Here is a 13,542-nt window from a genome sequence, read left to right as displayed (position 1 = left end):
GAGAGATCCGAACCCGTACCGGGAATCAGGCGGCAACGAGCTCCTTCCCGTGGTCCGGCGCACCGGCCTTGGTCTCCTTGTTCGGCAGTGCGAGCCGGAAGACCTTGTGCCAGGCGGAGAAGACCTGCTTGGGCAGGGGGCCGGTGACGTACTCCAGTTCGTACTTCTCGAACAGTGCGCGCACCTTCACCGCGACTTCGGCGTACCGGTTGCTCGGCAGGTCCGGGAAGAGGTGGTGCTCGATCTGGTGTGACAGGTTGCCGGTCATGAAGTGCATGGCCTTGCTGCCGCTGATGTTCGCCGAGCCCATCATCTGGCGCAGGTACCACTGGCCGCGCGTCTCGCCCTCGATCGACCGGCGCTCGAAGACCTGTACGCCCTCGGGGAAGTGCCCGCACATGATCACCGAATGGGTCCAGAGGTTGCGGACCAGGTTCGCGGTGAACGTGGCGGCGAGGGTGGGGAGGAACGACGGGCCCGACAGCAGCGGGTGGATCACGTAGTCCTTCAGCACCTGCTTGCGGATCTTCCGTCCCACGGCCTTGGCCCGCGCGCGGAACTCAGGCGTCTTGCGGCGGCGCTTGTGGAGGTTCTTGCCGAGCTCCAGGTCGTATGCCGCGATGCCGTACTCGAAGAAGCAGGCGTTGAGGAAGTTCCACAGCGGCTGGCCGAGGTGGAAGGGGTGCCACTTCTGGTCCTCGTCGACGCGCATGATGCCGTAGCCGAGGTCGTTGTCCTTTCCGATCACGTTGGTGTACGTGTGGTGCAGCTCGTTGTGCGAGTGCTTCCACTGCTCGGACGGCGAGACGTGATCCCACTCCCAGGTGGTGGAGTGGATCTTCGGGTCCCGCATCCAGTCCCACTGGCCGTGCAGGATGTTGTGGCCGATCTCCATGTTGTCCATGATCTTCGCCACGGACAGCCCGGCGGTGCCGAGCAGCCACGCGGGCGGGAAGATCGAGAACAGCAGCACGCCCCTGCTGACCAGTTCGAGCTTGCGCTGCGCCGCGATCACCTTACGGATGTACGCGGCGTCCTTCTCGCCGCGGCCGGCGATCACCTCGTCGCGGATCGCGTCCAGCTCGCGGCCCAGTTCCTCGATCTGCTCCGAGGTCAGGTGGGCGGTGGGGTCGATGGCGGTCAAGGTGCTCCTACCGTTCGATGTCGCACGGGCCCGCGGCGGCGGACACGCAGGTCTGGATGAGGACGCCCGGCTCGGCCTCGGTGATCCCGCCGGTGCGCAGGTCGCGGACGGCGCCCGCCTTGAGCGGCGTGACGCAGCCGAAGCAGATGCCCATGCGGCACCCGGAGGGCATGAGCACGCCGGCCTCCTCGCCGATGTCCAGCAACGGTGTGGCGCCGTCCGCAGCGACGGTCTTGCCGGAAGCGCTGAACGTGACCTCGCCGCCGTCGCCGGCGACGACGATGCCGGGGCGGAAGCGTTCGGTGTGCAGACGCTCCTGGACGCCGTGCCCGGTCCAGTGCCCTTCGGCGGCGTCGAGCAGGCCCGCGGGCCCGCAAGCCCAGGTCTCGCGCTCGGCCCAGTCGGGTACGAGTTCGTCGAGACGGGCGATGTCGAGCATGCCGTCCGTGTCGGTGTGCACCTCGATGAGACGTAGCTTCTTCTCCGCGACCAGGTCGTGCAGTTCGTTGCGGAAGATCACGTCTTGCGGCCGTGGCGCGCAGTGGACCATGACGACGTCGTCGAGCTCGGAGTCGCGCAGCATGCCCATCACGGGCGTGATGCCGCTGCCGGCCGTCAGGTAGAACACCTTGGCGGGTCTGGCCTGCGGCAGCACGAAGTCACCGGTCGGGTGGTCGAGCTGGACCAGCGTGCCAGGTTTCACCCTGCGGACCAGGTGGTTGCTGACCTTGCCGTCCGGGATCGCCTTCACGGTGATCGTGACACGGCCGTCCCGACGATGTGTCGGCGAGGTGAGGGAGTAGGCACGCCACAGCCGTACCCCGTCGACGTCGACCCCGATCCGCACGTACTGACCGGCTGTGTGGCCCCGCCAGCCCCGTCCCGGCCTGATCACGACAGTCGCGGCGTCACCCGTCTCGGGGTGCACGGCCTCGATGCGTCCACACAGGTCAGCACCCGCACGCAGAGGACTGACCAGGTCGAGGTAGTCCGACGGCAACAGCGGCGTCGTGACCATCTCCAGCAGTTTCCAGGCCCTCCTGCGGAGGGCTGCACTCGTCATGACCCCAGCTTGCTGCGCTCCGTGGCGTAAAGTCCTGACCGCAGGACGTGAATCTGATCAGCAGAATTGTTCGCAGGGAACAAAGCATGAGCCATGCAATCCGAAGGGCCAGCGAACTGGCCCTGGACGAGACGACGGTCACCGCCCTTCGGGCCGCTCTGAAGACCACCGCCGACGAGGTCGTCCAGGCGATCATCGACGAAGTCCCTTCCTACGCCAACGCCCTTTCGGGCCGCATGGGCGGCACCATCCGCCGAGCCGTCCGCACCGCCCTGGGGCACTACCTGGACCTCGCGAGCGGCAACGCCACAGGCGGCGACGGCGGTGACGCGGCCTACGAGCTCGGCCGCGGCGAGGTACGCGACGGCCGTTCGATGGACGCCCTGCTCAGCGCCTACCGCGTCGGCGCCCGCGTCGCCTGGCGCTGCCTGGCTGCGGGTGCCGTACCCGCAGGTCTGCCGGCCACCGAGGTCGCCAAGTTCGCCGAGCTGACCTTCGCCTACATCGACGAGCTCTCCGCCGCGAGCGCCGCGGGACACGCCGACGAGCTGGCCGCCCGGGGCAGGGCCCACGAGCGCCACCTGGAACACCTGGCCCGCGACCTCCTCGCAGGGGCGAGCCCGGACGTGCTGCTGGCCTCCGGTCAGCGGGCCGGGTGGCAGCCTCCTGTTTCGCTGACCGCGGTCCTGCTGCCCGCCGCCCAGGCCCGGCCTGCCTACCGCACGCTCGACCCGAACACCCTGGTCCTCGACGATCTGCCGGATGCCACTGGTGTGCTGCTGGTCCCCGATGCCGACCGGCCGCTTCTCCTGCGGCAGCTGACCGACCGCACAGCCGTGGTCGGCCCGGCCCGGCCGTGGACACGTGCGTCCGCCTCGTACGCACGAGCCGCACGCGCACGCTCCCTGTCCCCTGATATCCGCGACACCGAGGACCACCTTCCCGAGCTGGTGCTGAGCGCCGACATGGACGCTTTCGCAGACCTGCGTGCCCGGGCCCTCGCACCCTTGCGGACCTTGCCTGTCGCGACCGCGGGGCGGCTGGAGGAGACGTTGCGGGCGTGGCTGCTGCACCAGGGCAGACGGGACGAGGCGGCGGCGGAACTGTTCGTCCATCCCCAGACGGTCCGGTACCGGATGTCGCAGCTGCGGGAGCTGTTTCCGGATCTCGCAGCGCCACACCGGGTCCTCGAACTGACGCTGGCGCTCGGTCTTCGGACGGTGCTCACCGGCCCACCGCGCGAGGGATGATGGGACGGAACGACGGAACGTGAGGCAGGAGTTTCCATGGCACATCGGGTTCACCGACCCCGGGAGGACGCGGAGTTCGATTTCATCCTCGGGATGAGCCGAGTTCCCGTCCTCGCCTACTTCACCGGGACCTGGCCCAAGGCCATCGAGCCCTGCCGGGTGATGGACCTCGTCGTGGGTGACATCGCCGACGACTGCGCGGGGCGCCTGACGGTCGTCCGCACCGACATCACGCGTTGTCCGGCGGCAACGGAGAGATACGGGATCACTGGAGCCCCGGCCTACGTCCTGGTGAAGGAGGGAGAGGCGGTGGCGCATGGCACGGGACCGATGACCATCGCCGAGGTACGGCAGTTCCTGGACCGCCACCTCTGAACGATTGCTGCGGCACGTGGCCGCGAAGCCCGTCACGTCCCGTCACGTCCCGTCCATGGAAGCTGCGCCGCCTGAGAAACCCCCACGCCGAGGCCGCCGGGGAGGTCCGGGCTCCTGGAGGCGTGGGGGAAGCGGAGCGGCGGCAGGGTTCCGGACTCCGCGGATCTTGGCTGTCCCGGCAGCAGCCAGCTCAGTCTCCGGTAGGGGCGTCAGGCCGACGATCCACTGTCGATGACCAGGTCGGTGCCGACGACCGAGCCGGCGGCGGGCGAGGCGAGATAGAGCACCGCGGCCGCCACTTCGTCGGCCTCAGCGACCCTCCCGAGCGGGTTTTCCGTCTTCATCCGCTCGGCACGGTCGGCCTCGGTCTCGCCGGGGCGCAGTGACATGGGAGCGGCGGAGGCGCCGGGGCTGACGGCGTTGATGCGGATGCCCTGGTGGATGTGGTCGAGAGCGGCGGCGCGGGTCAGCGCGGAGACCGCTGCCTTGGAGGTGATGTACGCGGCGGCGTTCGGGATCCGCAGGTGTGCGCCCAGGTTGGAGGAGATGTTGACGATCGTGCCACCGCCGTTCTCCCCCATGTGGGCGATCTCGTGCTTCATGGCCAGCCAGACACCGGTGACATTGGTGCGCAGCACTGCGTCCCACTCCTCCTCGCTCACCTCGCCGACGGGGACCGCGCCCCGGAATATCCCGGCGTTGTTGACCGCGACGTCCAGTCCGCCGAAGCGGGCGACACTCTCCCGTACGAGATCCTTGAGCTGTCCGGAGTCGGTGACATCGGCGGTGACGGCGGCGGCTGCGCCACCGGCCGTCTCGATGAGACCGACCGTCTCGTCGAGGGAGGCCGCGGTGCGTCCCGCCGCGACCAGGGATGCGCCCTCGGCGGCGAAGGCGAGCGCGATGGCGCGGCCGAGGCCGGAGCCCGCGCCGGTGACGAGGACGGCCCTGCCGGTGAAGCGCTTCATTTCGGTGACTCCCTTGCGTGGTGGACTACTTGGTGCGGTGGTTCGGTAGGGCTCCGACGGCGAGGGCGACCCCCGTGGCGGCCAGGGACCAGGCGTCGCTGTCGAGTGTGAGCAGGACGGCGAAGAGGACGGTCGGGCCGCATTCCGTCGCCGTGTTCAGCACGCCGCCTGCGAGCCCGGTCTGCTGGAGCGGTACCCCTTCGGTGGCGAGCACGGCTGCTCCGGCGAAGGAGGCCGCGGCGCCCGCCGGCAGCAGCACAGGGCCCGGCAGCAGCCCGTACGCGTACGAGGCGTGGGTAGCGAATTTGGTGAAGGCGAGGAGGGCGAGCCCGGTCGCGCCTGTGCTCAGCTCGGCGCCTGTGATGGTTCGGGCCCCGTACCGGCCGATGAGCGGTCCTGTCACCCGGCCCGAAGCGAGCAGCGCGAGGGCGAACGGCACGAAGACGGCCGAGGTCTGCAACGGTGACCAGTCGCGCTCCTGCTGGAGGTGGAGTGAGAGGACCACGAAGGTCATCGCGGTCCCGCAGGAGCTCAACGCGATGGCCGTGGGGGCCAGGACCCGCCGCCGGTCCGACAGGAAGCCGGGGGGCAGGGGATCGCGGGCCCGGCGCTCGGCGTACCAGAACGCGGCCAGTAACGCGGTCCCGCCGAGCAGCGCCACGAGCACGCCGGCCGACGATCCGGGGCGGGCGTCGGTGACGACGAGCCCGTAACTGGCGAGGGTGATCCCGAGGACGGCGAGCAGAGCACCGGGCAGGTCCAGACTCCTGCCCCGGTCCGGCACGGTGCCCGGCAGCAGCCGGGGTGCGAGGACGAGGACTGCGATCGTCACCACGACGGGTACCGCGAAGGTCCAGTGCCAGGTAAGCAGCGCCGAGATGACCCCGGAGAGCAGATTGCCCGCCGTCGCGCCGAGCACGGAGAGTCCGCCCCAGGTGGCGATCGCCCTGCTGTACGCGGCGGGGGAGGGGAGGATGGCGTGCAGCACGGCCATGGCGGCCGGCGCGACGAGGGCCGCCCGCGCCCTGGGCGAAGCGCGCCGCGAGCAGTGCCTCGATACGGGGGCGAGCGGGGCGGCCGCCGAGGCGACGGCGAAGAGGGCAAGTCCTGCGATGAGGGCGCGCCGGCCGCCGTAGCGGCCGGCGAGGCGTCCCCCGAAGAGCAACAGGCCGGCGAAGGTCAGTCCGTAGGCGGTGCTGAGCAGGATCACGTCGGCGCGCTCGATGCCGAGTTCGCCTGAAGATCAGCGTGGCCTGGATGCCGCCGAGAAGGATGAAGGCGCACCTGCGCCGCATGGCGGTGACGCGGGCGGTGCCCGTCGCGGTCACACTTCCCCCTGATATTGGACTGATCGGTCCATTATTTAGACGCGCTGAAGCGGCCTGACGGCTCGAGCGGGTGTGATTCAGTCCAGCAGGGACAGTGCCTGTTCGGCCGCGTCCCGCACCCGGGCTGGATCGTCCGACGCCTTGCCGACGACGCGTACGCCCTGCAGCAGGACGAGCAGCATGTGGGCCAGCGCTCGCGGATCACGGCTCTCGGGGAGCTCTCCCTGGGCCTGGGCCCGCACGAGCGCGGAGTGCAGCAGGGTCTCGATGTGCTCCCAGCTGATCTCGACCCGGCGGGCCGCCGCAGGGTCGTGCGGTGCCAGCTCGGCCGCGGTGTTGGTGACGAAGCAGCCGTTCAGCCGCCCTTCCGGGGAGGCGGCTTCCGCGGCGAAGCGGCGCACCAGCGCCCGCACCGCAGGCAGTGCGGGGCCCGGCTGGGACAGCTCGGACATGAGAAGCGGGTCGCGCATCTCGGCGTACCGGTCCAGGGCCTTCAGGTACAGCTCGTGCTTGCTGCCGAAAGTCGCGTAGATGCTGGCGCGGCCGATGCCGAGGTGCTCGACGAGATCAGTCACCGACGTCGCTTCGTAACCGCGCCGCCAGAACAGCTCAAGGGCCGACTGCAGCGCGGCGTCCGGATCGAATTCCTTGGTCCTGGCCACGCCGAGAACCATAATCTCATCTGGACTGATCGGTCAATAATCAAGCACCTGAGGTCTGCAAGGAAGCGGATTGAGCAGGCGAGGCTCTCGCAGGGCTGCTGAGCCGTCCGGCCCGGCCATACGGACGAACCGCCCCGGACCGAACCGGTCGGCGGCACGTCCGTCGTCGCCCGGGTCGGCGAAACCGTCCGGCGCCCAGTCCGCTTCTCAGGCACGAGCGCCCGCATCCTCCTCGACAGGCTGCGGTCCGCCGGACTCACCGGTGCAGCCCGCACCCTGGGCCTCGACGAGGGCGGCCAGGAGACCCTGGACCACCCAACGGGTCACGTCGGCAACAACCCGCTCGGCACCGGTGCGTCACCCAGGCACGGTCCGACAGCGGATACACCGGGCACCCGGTCGACCTCTCCCGCGACGATGTCTGGCATCCCCGAACCCAACGTCCGGTGAGAGAAGCCGAGCCGCGGGTAGGGCTGCCACACCGCTGCGTTCATCGATCACATCGCCTCAAGCTCGTCGGCCTCCGACGGCCCGCTCTCGTCGAACTGTGCGCTCCGAGCCTGGGCGGTCCGTGGAAGCCCGTTCGGTGCGAGGCGGCGTGGGCGCGGTGGAGAACGTGCCGGACATCATGCCGCGTGCCGGGGCGTTCGCTGCGTATCCCTCAGCGGCCAGACCCGTTCCCGCACGGGGCGGTCTCCGGCCTCCGAAGCCCTCCCAGCGTCCTCGCGCCCGTCATCCCCCCTGTGCCTTGATGTGTTCGACGACCTCGTCGAACTTCTTGGCTGGTGAGAAGTCGACGTACTCGCAGTCCTCCAGCGCCACCGGCGCGTGTCCGGGCGACCAATAGAAAGCTTCGCCCGCTTCGTAGACCTCGTCGCCGTGGGGCGTCCGCATCTTCAACCGGCCTTTGAAGAGGTAGCCCCAATGCGGGCACGGGCAGAGGTCGTTGGGCAGCCCTTTGAGCGCTGGCCCCATGTCTGTGCCTTTGGGGAACGTCATGAAGGCAACGGACATGTCGCCGCCGACGTCCTGAACACGCACCTCGACCCCGTCACTCTCGATGACGACAGGGGTGTCCTTCCGCGTCGTCGATGTCATGGCTCCTCCTTGCTCACTTGAGGACCCTCCTCATTCCAGTCTGGACCCGAGGACCGTGCACTGCGAGCCCGCTCCCCAAGGCCCTGCGGGAGGAGCGCCGCCGGACAGCGCCCTGGACGGGTACGCGGCCGTTCGGCCTGGCAACCGCGCCGACCACGGCAGCAGACCCGCCAACACTGCGCCGCGGTGAGCCTGGCGCAGTGTTGGCGGGGCCGCTATTGCGTTCCCATCCTTGAGAACGCGGGAGGCATGGAGAGCGCGGCAGCCGTCCACCACCCGGCCGGCGAGCCGGAACGCTCGGCGGGATGGACCCGGAGCTGCCGTCCGCACTCTCGATGCTCGCCCCCGCGTCGACAGCCCGCACCTCCGCCCGCCGCCCGGCTATGCGGTCCCGGAGGCCGCCTCTGGTCACTGGAGGCCGCCGGGGCCCTCTGGCGGAAGGTTGGAGTGGGTCAGTGGGTGATGGGGTGGAGGAGGTCGTGGTCGCGTTCGTAGTTCGCCAGGGCCAAGCCAAGGGCGAAGAAGGTGGGTGCCCATTCCCCGACGAAGATGCCCCACCGGTCGGCCCGCGCTGTGCCGGCCGACTCCGCCTTCATTGATCCGCACCAGGACACGACGGACAGACCGATCGAGGCGAACGCCGCAGTGTAGGCGTGCTCGGCCTTCAGGCCCTTCTCATGCAACATCTTGACGATCATGACGCTCCAAGGAGATAGAGGGATGGGTCTCTCCCACCTTCACCTCCGGACACCGACCCCGCATCTCGGCCGGGTGCGCAGTTGATCGCGTCCACAACCTCGACGTCTCACCGCCCAGACGTCCGTAGCCCTTCCGCCCACTACGGGACCGCTCCGCAACATAGGCGGGGACAGTCTGCCCGGCGCGGCGTGCCGGGCCGGACCGCTCCGTGAGTGTCCCAGTGTGCTGCTGCCCCCGACCGACCGGTAGTTCAGTTCCTCGCCGCTCGGATATCCCGTCAACGCCTTGTCGGGGGTGCTCACGCGTATGGCGCTCACCTGCCGCGCGGGGGCTCTCGATGCCCTCTTCCCTGTCGACCTGGTGGGCCTTCCCCGCAGGAGCCTTGCGGCCCCCCCGGCAGCTCTGCCGCACCGGGCGAGATCACGAGGGCCCGCCTGGGCGGCCCTGTATGTCGTCAGTCTGTCGCGGGTGTGGGCGGAGGGATGCGCGGCGACTGCTCAAGAGTCTCCTTCGTACCGTCGGCGGCGACGGCAACGATGACGTACCACTGATTCGAGGAGGCAAGGTAGGGCCATCTGAGTGAGCTGGCGTCGCCAGGGACCTTGATCTTGTTGAGGGAGTAGAACCGGTCTTTGGCGTCGGGTGCGGTTGCCGGGTACCAGAAGCCGTCGTGTATCTCGTAGTGGTCCACGGCTCCGGGCGCAGCCGGGGTCCAGCTGAGGTTGACGACGTTGCCGTCGAGGAGGCCCCGGAAACCAGTGGCGGGGGCGGGCGCGGCCGGGACCGTGACGGATATGGGGGCGCTGGGCAGAGCGCGCATCGAGGCGTCGTGATACGGCTCCACGGTGAGGGTGTTCGTCGCTCCCGGCGCAACGGTGGCCGTGCAGCGGAAGCTGAGGCGGCCGGCTTCCTGCTGGTAGCTGAGGGATAGGCAGTGTTCCGGGCTGTCGGTCGCTTCGCCGGATGGCGTGTGGGTGCTCAGGGTGCGGTGCAGACGGTACTCGGACCAGCGGATGGCGAAGGTGTCCAGTGGTTGGGTCCACTGCAGGAGCGCGGTGTTGCTGCCCTGGTAGGAGATGGTGACGTCGTTGAGCCGGGGGTGCCAGAAGGCGTTTGGGTACACCTCGTCCTCGGCGGAGGCGGGGGCCGCGTTACCTGCGGTGTCGTATGCCTCGACGCGGTAGGCGATGTTCGCGCCCAGTGCCGGCACGTAGTCGGTGTAGGTGGTGCCGGTGGTCCGTGCGACCTCGGTCCAGGCCCTGGGGACGCCGGAGTGCAGGATCAGGCGCAGCACGCGATACCGGGCGGCGTCCGGGACGGCTTTCCAGGTCAGGAGGTAGCTCTCGCGTGTCTGATCGGTTCCCATGGTGACGGTGGGGACGACGCGTGCCGGAGCGGTCTTGTCGGCGGTGACGACGGGGATGTCGGCGGTGCCGGTGGACTCGTTGCCCGCCTTGTCATAGGCGCGGGCCTCGTAGTAAAAGACCTGGCCGGTGGCGCGCGGGGTGTCCACGTACGAAGTGGCTGTGGTCTGGGCGACCTTGCTGTAGGCGGCCGTGCCCTTGAGGCGGCGGTAGACGCGGTATCCGGCGAGGTCCATGTCCACGTTCGGGGACCAGCGGACGGTGGACTTGCTGGTGGTCGCGTTGTACGTCGCCGTGATGCCGGCGGGCGTGCGGGGCTTGGTCTTGTCGACGGCCGCTGAGGTGCGGGGCGCGTACGCGAAGGAGACGTTGGCGGCGCCGGTCCAGTTCACGTAGTCGATGCGCAGGGTGTGCTTGCCGCTGGGGACCGTGACGTTGACGGTCTTCTTCTGGGTGGTGGAGACGTTCTTCCAGATGTTGATCGTGCGTACGCCGTCAAGGTAGACGCGGACGCCGTCGCGGGCGGCGGCGGTGAAGCTGAAGGGGCCGCCGTTCCCGAAGTCGCGCACCAGGCTGTACCGAACGCCGAAGTTGTTCGTCGGGAGCCCGGAGGCTGGAGCCCCCGTGCCCCAGTTCTGGTCCATCACGTTGTCGCAGTCAGTCTTCTTCGGGACACCGGAGAAGGTGGTGTTCGGGTAGAACATGCGGGTGAAGTGGTTCGTCTTGCACGGAGTGGCGGCCGAAGCGGGCGAGGCGGCGAGGAAACCCCCTGCCGTGGCGAGGACGACGGCCGCGGACACCGGTCTCAGCCGGGTACTGGTCTTCAACTGGGGTGACCCCTTCATTTGGCCCGCCGTGTATGCACGGCAATACGCGCGCAGAGAGGGCGGAATAGCGCGAAACGAGATGAAATGGAGTTGAGCAGAGGCGGAGTGCTGCACGCCTGGAGTGGATCTTACTGCTTGCTTTCCCCTGCTGACGAGGCCTTTAGAGGTCATCCCATCTCTGACAATCGGTCGGCACCGGTGTGACGTTCGGGCCGATACCGGCGTGTGAGGGTGATGGCCGTGACCGGCCTGGCCGCTGGCACGGCGGGCATGCTCCTGCTCACCCAGATCGACAAGGGGTCGACGTACGGGGACGGTGAGCGACGGCATGGACGACCTGTTCACGAACGGCTTCGAACGCATCGTCATACCCGGCGCAGGGCACTTCCTGCACCTCGAACAGCCCAAGACGATCGCGGACCACATCCTGGGCCTTCTGAACAGCTGACCCCCTCCGACCACCCAACACTCGAAGGTTGACCGAACCATGACTGACAAGGAAATGCAGGAGGCCACGGCTGTGACGACTCCTCCGTACACGACCAACGCGCTGGCCGAGGGGACCGTCGACGCGGTGGTGATCGGCGGGGTGCCGCAGGACTGAACGGTGCACTGATCCTCGCCCGCGCCCGCCGCTCGGTCATCGTGATCGACAGCGGCTCCCCGCGCAACGCGCCCGCGAAGGCCGTGTACGGCCTCCTCGCCCTGGACGGCACCCCCCGCCCGAGATCCTTCGACGGGGCCGGGAGCAGGTGCGCCAGTACGGCGGACGCGTCGTGCTCGGCGAGGTGGTCGCGGCCGAGCCTGCGGCCCCGTCGGCGGACGGGGACCTGCGGTTCACCGTCACCCGGGCCGACGGCCGCCGCGTCCTCGTGGCCACCGGCCTGAAGGACGAGCTGCCACAGGTGCCCGGGCTCGCCGAGCACTGGGGACACAGTGTGGTGCACTGCCACGGCTGGGAGATGCGAGATGAGCCCATCGGTATCCTCGCCTCCGGCATGGTCGGCACCACCGAGGTGCCGGGTGTGTGGGTGGCAGGCAACGCTACCGATCTGGTTGCCCAGGTCGGGGCTTCCGCAGTGGCCGGCGCGCTGGCCGGCGCCGACATCAACAGCGCGCTGGTCACTACGGACACGGACGCGGCCCTCCAGAGGACCGCCGAGGCAAGTCCCAAAGCGGCCCCATCTCGTTGAGCAGGTGAACTCTGCCCGCCGGCGCCCCGGCATGTTCTCGCAGCATGACGAGGCGCTGCGGATGCTGGTGGATCACCTGCTGTTCGTGGAATGCCAGCCCGAGGTATGGGCTGAAGGCTAGCGTTCCTGGGTAAGCCGAGGGGCTGGCCGGCACCGGTTTGGCCAGCATGTTCCAGGAGTTGATGCCGGGAGGCTACGACCAGGAATGCATCGCCTCGGTCTACGCCGAGTTGGCGCACCGCCGCGGCTGGCTCCGGCCTGATCGCCTTCTGCCGGCCGATGAGCATCACGCGCTGCGGGCATGAGTGACGTCGTCGAACTCCCTTCAGTGGTCGAGGGGAGGGGCACCTTCCCAGCAGGACTCAACCACCGGGAGGCCCGCCCTGGTTGGACGACGCCTACCGAACTCACCTAACATGTAATGTATGAAAATGAGTACTGACCCTTACGTCCTCTCGGTCGAGGTGCCTACCATCGAGAACTATCTGCGGCTGCGGCCCGCGGCGGGGTTGAGTGCGAAGTCCCCCGAAGCTGCGGCGCTGGGTCTACCGAACACCTGGCACGCGGTCCAGATACGGCACGGCGGTGAGCCGGTCGGCATGGGGCGGGTGATCGGCGATGGCGGTTGTTTCTTCCAGGTTGTCGACATCTGTGTCCTTCCCGCCCACCAGGGACGGGGCCTTGGGAAACGAATCATGGCCGAGTTGATAGGCGAGTTGGAGCGCCGGGCCCCAGCCGGTGCGTATGTCTCCCTCATTGCTGACGGCGAGGCCCGGCACCTCTACGAGAAGTTCGGCTTCCGCCAGACCGCACCGGCCTCGGTGGGGATGCACCGCACGGTGTGAAGAGGCCCCGATCGCATCGCGCTATCTGTTGGTGAAGAGACCGAAGCTTCGGTGAAAGTCATGGAGTCGATCCGGACCCGCGCAGCCCCGATCCGTGCTAATGCGTCGCCGGCGTTGGGTGTGTGAACTGCCGCCCCGGGGATAGGTGCAGCTCATGAGTTTGCTGACGGGGTTGAAGAGCGCCGACCGGTTCGTGACGCAGCAGGCGGGTTTGCGCATTCCGGCCCACGCCGGCCGGGTGCTGTCGCTCGTGGAGGAGGCTGCGGAGAGTTCGAAGCTGTGGTGCGTCGCGGCAGCAGCGATGGCTGCGGGCGGCGGGGGGCGGGGCCGGAAGGCCGCGGTTACCGGCCTGGTTGCTCTCGCGTTGGCGCAGTTGGTCTCCAATGGTGTGGGCAAACAGCTCGTTGACCGGTCCAGGCCGCCGAAGGAATGGTTCCCGCACGACGAAGCAGACGACCGGCCGGATTCTTCATCCTTCCCCTCCGGCCATACTGCGGCTGCTGTCGCGTTTACTGCCGGGGTCGCTTTTTCGTGGTCGAGCGTGGGTGGGGTATGTGCGGTGCCGGCGGTCGTGGTGGCGGTTGAGCGGGTGCAGTCGGGTGCTCATTACCCCAGCGATGTCGTTGCTGGGGCTACCATCGGTCTGCTCAGTGCGTGGTTCACTCAGCGTGTCTCCGCTCTGCTGCGGCGCAGGCTCTAGCAGAGCGCTCCGTGCTCCTTGTCGTG

14 protein-coding genes and 1 pseudogene are annotated in these 13,542 nt (G+C 68.7%); 7 read left to right on the top strand and 8 right to left on the bottom strand.

The features are described 5' to 3' along the window. Positions 1-25: 25 nt before the first annotated feature. Together RNL97_RS00985 and RNL97_RS00980 are read right to left on the bottom strand one after the other, a co-directional pair. A complete protein-coding gene (locus RNL97_RS00985; protein ID WP_030587403.1) occupies positions 26-1,144 on the bottom strand; it encodes a fatty acid desaturase family protein in 1,119 nt (372 codons plus the stop codon). A 7-nt stretch (positions 1,145-1,151) separates the two neighbouring features. Next, the gene (locus tag RNL97_RS00980) at positions 1,152-2,162 is read right to left on the bottom strand and encodes a ferredoxin reductase (protein WP_030587400.1); all 1,011 of its coding nucleotides are present in this window, start codon (positions 2,160-2,162) and stop codon (positions 1,152-1,154) included. Positions 2,163-2,293: 131 nt separating this feature from the next. On the opposite strand from RNL97_RS00980, the gene RNL97_RS00975 reads away from it, so the two are divergent. Together RNL97_RS00975 and RNL97_RS00970 are read left to right on the top strand one after the other, a co-directional pair. Next, complete coding sequence (locus tag RNL97_RS00975; RefSeq protein ID WP_030587397.1) at positions 2,294-3,457, top strand: helix-turn-helix domain-containing protein; 1,164 nt, start codon at positions 2,294-2,296, stop codon at positions 3,455-3,457. A 36-nt stretch (positions 3,458-3,493) separates the two neighbouring features. After that, positions 3,494-3,832 carry a thioredoxin family protein gene (locus RNL97_RS00970; protein ID WP_030587394.1) on the top strand — a complete coding sequence of 113 codons (339 nt, stop codon included), beginning with the start codon at positions 3,494-3,496 and terminating at the stop codon, positions 3,830-3,832. 209 nt (positions 3,833-4,041) lie between these two features. Here RNL97_RS00970 and RNL97_RS00965 read toward each other — a convergent pair whose 3' ends face one another. The 6 genes from RNL97_RS00965 to RNL97_RS00940 all read right to left on the bottom strand — a co-directional run bounded on the left by RNL97_RS00965 (position 4,042) and on the right by RNL97_RS00940 (position 10,778). Further along, positions 4,042-4,800 carry an SDR family NAD(P)-dependent oxidoreductase gene (locus tag RNL97_RS00965; protein WP_313750267.1) on the bottom strand — a complete coding sequence of 253 codons (759 nt, stop codon included), beginning with the start codon at positions 4,798-4,800 and terminating at the stop codon, positions 4,042-4,044. Positions 4,801-4,825: 25 nt separating this feature from the next. Next, complete coding sequence (locus RNL97_RS00960; RefSeq protein ID WP_313750266.1) at positions 4,826-6,010, bottom strand: MFS transporter; 1,185 nt, start codon at positions 6,008-6,010, stop codon at positions 4,826-4,828. Between the two features lie 195 nt (positions 6,011-6,205). Then, positions 6,206-6,790, bottom strand: coding sequence for a TetR/AcrR family transcriptional regulator (locus tag RNL97_RS00955; RefSeq protein ID WP_243312914.1), 585 nt, complete (start codon positions 6,788-6,790; stop codon positions 6,206-6,208). A gap of 732 nt (positions 6,791-7,522) precedes the next feature. After that, entirely contained in the window at positions 7,523-7,888 is a 366-nt protein-coding gene (locus RNL97_RS00950; protein WP_030587382.1) for a cupin domain-containing protein, read from the bottom strand. A gap of 452 nt (positions 7,889-8,340) precedes the next feature. Beyond that, the gene (locus tag RNL97_RS00945; RefSeq protein WP_032766104.1) at positions 8,341-8,586 is read right to left on the bottom strand and encodes a hypothetical protein; all 246 of its coding nucleotides are present in this window, start codon (positions 8,584-8,586) and stop codon (positions 8,341-8,343) included. Between the two features lie 455 nt (positions 8,587-9,041). Next, positions 9,042-10,778: a fibronectin type III domain-containing protein gene (locus tag RNL97_RS00940; protein WP_313750265.1), complete on the bottom strand. Its 1,737-nt coding sequence runs from the start codon at positions 10,776-10,778 to the stop codon at positions 9,042-9,044. Between the two features lie 328 nt (positions 10,779-11,106). Between RNL97_RS00940 and RNL97_RS00935 the strand changes: the two genes are divergently transcribed. The 5 genes and pseudogenes from RNL97_RS00935 to RNL97_RS00915 all read left to right on the top strand — a co-directional run bounded on the left by RNL97_RS00935 (position 11,107) and on the right by RNL97_RS00915 (position 13,516). Continuing rightward, positions 11,107-11,226: an alpha/beta fold hydrolase gene (locus tag RNL97_RS00935; protein WP_199814227.1), complete on the top strand. Its 120-nt coding sequence runs from the start codon at positions 11,107-11,109 to the stop codon at positions 11,224-11,226. Positions 11,227-11,280: 54 nt separating this feature from the next. After that, positions 11,281-11,971 (top strand): annotated as a pseudogene (locus RNL97_RS00930) (FAD-dependent oxidoreductase). 167 nt (positions 11,972-12,138) lie between these two features. Beyond that, positions 12,139-12,276 (top strand): hypothetical protein, encoded by a 138-nt coding sequence (locus RNL97_RS00925; RefSeq protein WP_234313449.1) that lies wholly within the window; start codon positions 12,139-12,141, stop codon positions 12,274-12,276. Between the two features lie 120 nt (positions 12,277-12,396). Next, positions 12,397-12,816, top strand: coding sequence for a GNAT family N-acetyltransferase (locus RNL97_RS00920; protein ID WP_243312910.1), 420 nt, complete (start codon positions 12,397-12,399; stop codon positions 12,814-12,816). Positions 12,817-12,970: 154 nt separating this feature from the next. Then, positions 12,971-13,516: a phosphatase PAP2 family protein gene (locus RNL97_RS00915; protein WP_313750264.1), complete on the top strand. Its 546-nt coding sequence runs from the start codon at positions 12,971-12,973 to the stop codon at positions 13,514-13,516. The last annotated feature ends 26 nt before the right edge of the window (positions 13,517-13,542 follow it).

It is taken from the genome of Streptomyces parvus (assembly GCF_032121415.1).
Taxonomy (GTDB): Bacteria; Actinomycetota; Actinomycetes; order Streptomycetales; family Streptomycetaceae; genus Streptomyces; species Streptomyces globisporus_A.
Note: the sequence above shows the minus strand (reverse complement) of the source record. Positions and strands in the feature narration are given on the sequence as shown.

Bases quoted from the DNA above. Each gene is read 5' to 3' on its own strand.
- RNL97_RS00980 (WP_030587400.1), bottom strand. From the start codon at position 2,162: ATGGTCACGACGCCGCTGTTGCCGTCGGACTACCTCGACCTGGTCAGT.
- RNL97_RS00975 (WP_030587397.1), top strand. From the start codon at position 2,294: ATGAGCCATGCAATCCGAAGGGCCAGCGAACTGGCCCTGGACGAGACG.
- RNL97_RS00970 (WP_030587394.1), top strand. From the start codon at position 3,494: ATGGCACATCGGGTTCACCGACCCCGGGAGGACGCGGAGTTCGATTTC.
- RNL97_RS00965 (WP_313750267.1), bottom strand. From the start codon at position 4,800: ATGAAGCGCTTCACCGGCAGGGCCGTCCTCGTCACCGGCGCGGGCTCC.
- RNL97_RS00950 (WP_030587382.1), bottom strand. From the start codon at position 7,888: ATGACATCGACGACGCGGAAGGACACCCCTGTCGTCATCGAGAGTGAC.
- RNL97_RS00945 (WP_032766104.1), bottom strand. From the start codon at position 8,586: ATGATCGTCAAGATGTTGCATGAGAAGGGCCTGAAGGCCGAGCACGCC.
- RNL97_RS00935 (WP_199814227.1), top strand. From the start codon at position 11,107: ATGGACGACCTGTTCACGAACGGCTTCGAACGCATCGTCATACCCGGC.
- RNL97_RS00925 (WP_234313449.1), top strand. From the start codon at position 12,139: ATGTTCCAGGAGTTGATGCCGGGAGGCTACGACCAGGAATGCATCGCC.
- RNL97_RS00920 (WP_243312910.1), top strand. From the start codon at position 12,397: ATGAAAATGAGTACTGACCCTTACGTCCTCTCGGTCGAGGTGCCTACC.
- RNL97_RS00915 (WP_313750264.1), top strand. From the start codon at position 12,971: ATGAGTTTGCTGACGGGGTTGAAGAGCGCCGACCGGTTCGTGACGCAG.